This is a genomic window from Komagataeibacter kakiaceti JCM 25156 (assembly GCF_000613305.1).
The window spans coordinates 1-2,592 of sequence record NZ_BAIO01000341.1 but is presented as its reverse complement, the minus strand read 5'-3'; the positions used below and the strand labels follow the sequence as shown (position 1 = coordinate 2,592).

At 58.7% G+C, this 2,592-nt stretch carries 4 protein-coding genes; 3 read left to right on the top strand and 1 reads right to left on the bottom strand.

Annotated elements, in window-relative coordinates; all coding sequences use genetic code 11:
- The 3 genes from JCM25156_RS13450 to JCM25156_RS13440 all read left to right on the top strand — a co-directional run.
- A partial coding sequence (locus JCM25156_RS13450; protein WP_034959836.1) for a helix-turn-helix transcriptional regulator occupies positions 1-760 on the top strand: 760 nt, incomplete at its 5' end.
- 165 nt (positions 761-925) lie between these two features.
- The gene (locus JCM25156_RS13445; protein ID WP_006559686.1) at positions 926-1,159 is read left to right on the top strand and encodes a type II toxin-antitoxin system Phd/YefM family antitoxin; all 234 of its coding nucleotides are present in this window, start codon (positions 926-928) and stop codon (positions 1,157-1,159) included.
- Positions 1,156-1,542 (top strand): type II toxin-antitoxin system VapC family toxin, encoded by a 387-nt coding sequence (locus JCM25156_RS13440; protein ID WP_025813488.1) that lies wholly within the window; start codon positions 1,156-1,158, stop codon positions 1,540-1,542. The genes JCM25156_RS13445 and JCM25156_RS13440 overlap by 4 nt, the downstream gene beginning before the upstream one ends.
- 243 nt (positions 1,543-1,785) lie before the next feature.
- Here JCM25156_RS13440 and JCM25156_RS13435 read toward each other — a convergent pair whose 3' ends face one another.
- Positions 1,786-2,457 carry an efflux RND transporter permease subunit gene (locus tag JCM25156_RS13435; protein ID WP_242402659.1) on the bottom strand — a complete coding sequence of 224 codons (672 nt, stop codon included), beginning with the start codon at positions 2,455-2,457 and terminating at the stop codon, positions 1,786-1,788.
- Between the last annotated feature and the right edge of the window lie 135 nt (positions 2,458-2,592).

Here is a 2,592-nt window from a genome sequence, read left to right as displayed (position 1 = left end):
TCGCGCCCTCGGGACGTTTCTCCGCGCACGGCGCGATGCTCTCTCACCGGCGGACGTCGGTCTGCACCCGTTGCCAAGACGCCGCCGGGCAAAAGGGTTGCGGCGGGAAGAGGCCGCCCAGATCTGCGGCATCAGCACGACCTGGTATACGTGGCTCGAACAGGGTAGGGATGTTGCCTGCTCGTCGGCGACGCTGGCGCGCATTGCCATGGCCCTACATCTCTCCCCCGCTGAACGCCTGTATCTGTTCGAACTGGCGCAGATGAAAGACCCTAATGCGTCACGGCCCTCCATGGGAGCAGGTCTGCCCGAGGAGGTCCGGATCTTTCCCGAGCAGATGACAGTGCCCTGTTATGTGCTCGATACCCTGTGGAATGCCTGTGCCGCCAACGACGCGGCCCGACATCTTTTTGCCGGTTGGCTGGACGGTAAAGAACGCAATCTGCTGCGCTATGTTTTTTTGGCACCAGACGCCCGCACGTTCCTTGATGACTGGGAAAGCAGTGCGCGACGGGTGCTGGCGGAATTCCGGGCTGTCAGCATTCGTGGTGATAAACAGCAGGTGGGCGTACTGGTGCAGGAACTTCGATCGCGAAGCCCCGATTTTGAGCGGCTATGGCACAATCAGAGCGTGTTGCTGCGGGAGGGCGGTCCCCGCAAATTTCATCATCCCATTAATGGCCCCGTTGACTTTGATCAGACCACGCTCACTTTTACGACGTGGCCACAGTATCAACTGGTGACAGTGAGACCACGGTAATACCATCGGGTTCAGACCATTTATACGTTCGCTTTCTGCCAATCGCCTTTGCCTGGAGTACGGTTCCCTATGGGGCAAACTTGGGCAGTCACACGGCTGGAATGGAAGGTCGCTCTTGCCAAAGGAAGAGTGGTTAGCTATATTGGTTAGCTAAGGAGATGCCTCATGGCTCAGTTCTCGGTTCACGATGCCAAGACCAATCTGTCCCGTCTGATCGCCGACGCACTTGCGGGCGGTGAGGTGGTGATCGCGCGTGGTTCCGTACCAGTGGTGCGTCTCGTGCCGGTGGAACCGCAGGGTCGTCGTGTGTTTGGGGCGCTCAAAGGCAGGATCACCTTGGATAAGACCTTCAATGAGGCGCTGCCCGAGGATGAACTGGACGGGTGGAATCTCGCTTGAGGCTACTGCTTGATACGCACGCGCTGATTTGGTGGCTGGCGGGCGATGAGCACCTGAGTCACCGCGCCCAGAAGGCCATAGCGGATGAGGCCAATGTCATTTCCGTAAGCGCGGCTTCGGCCATGGAGGTCGCAACCAAGTTCCGCATCGGCAAACTGCCGGGGGCGGCGCTGCTGGCGCAGGACTTTGAAGCTATTGTTGCCGGGCAGGGGTTCGTGGAACTGCCAATCAGCGTTACCCACGCGTGCATCGCAGGCGAGATGAACATTGCTCATAAAGATCCGTTTGACCGTTTTCTGATTGCCCAGGCGCAGGCCGAAGGTATGACACTGATCTCCAACGAGGCCTTGTTTGATAGCTTCGCCGTCAAGCGTCTTTGGTGATCGAAGGGACTATGGTTATGAAAAGATCAAGCGAGGGCAGAAAAGATCTTTTCAAAACAATTATCTAAACCCGCTTTATTTTTACCTTGCGATTGTCGCAACTTGAGAAGTAATCCTGCCCCCGCAACCATTTGCAGTTTTTTGAAATCCCGCTAAGTCAACAGCTTAGCGGGATTTTGCTATGCGTAAACTGAGGCCATCTTCTGGAGAGCTGTTTAATTCCAGAGACTTATGGAAGTAGGTTCAAATCGGGGGTATCACTCCTCGCAACCACTTGCGATTATCCGCATTGACGTGAGGCGTTGTTACAATCACCCGAATGGTGTTGGACGCCGAGTTGCCCGAGGCCGATCCGCCGGACGGGCTGACCCAGAACTGTTTCAGGATTTCCGGATCGCGCTGGAAGCGGTTTTCCACGGTCAGCACCACGTTGTATTGGCCGTGTGTGGTATAGACGACCGAGGCCGTGGTCTGGCCCAGTGCATCGGACAGGGTGTTGCCGATCACCTGCGGCGTGACCCCGACACGGGCGGCGGTGTCTCGGTCGATGGCCAGCGTGATCCCCTGTCCCGGTGGATCAACGTCCGGGTCTACATCCGTGAACTCCGGATGATGCCGCAGGGCTTTTGCCAGCCTGCGTGTCGCCGGTCCCAGAAGCCGGTCGTCTTCGCTGCGCAGAGTGTAGCTGACCCCGCTGCTGTTCGATCCGACCCGCATCATGATGTTGCCCGGGGCCTGGGCATGGTATTCGGCGTGAATATCCTTGCCCATCCGGGCGATCACGCGGGTCGCGACTTCCGCTCCTGAAGCGCGCCCGGTGGAAAGGTCGCGTAGCGTGGCGAACACCATACCGTGGCTGGAACCTTCGCCGGTATCGAGATAGGCGATGACATGATTAACAGCGGGATTGGACAACAAGAGGCGGCCGAGCCCGAGGTCGGGCTGCGCAAACTGCTGGCCGTCGTGAAGGACCGCATCCCGGCGCGGTTCGGGCTGGACCCGGTCCGCGACGTGCAGGTGCTCTGTCCGATGAACCGGGGCGGGCTTGGG

Excerpts from the sequence above, each read along its gene's own strand:
- JCM25156_RS13445 (WP_006559686.1), top strand. The coding sequence starts at position 926 with ATGGCTCAGTTCTCGGTTCACGATGCCAAGACCAATCTGTCCCGTCTG.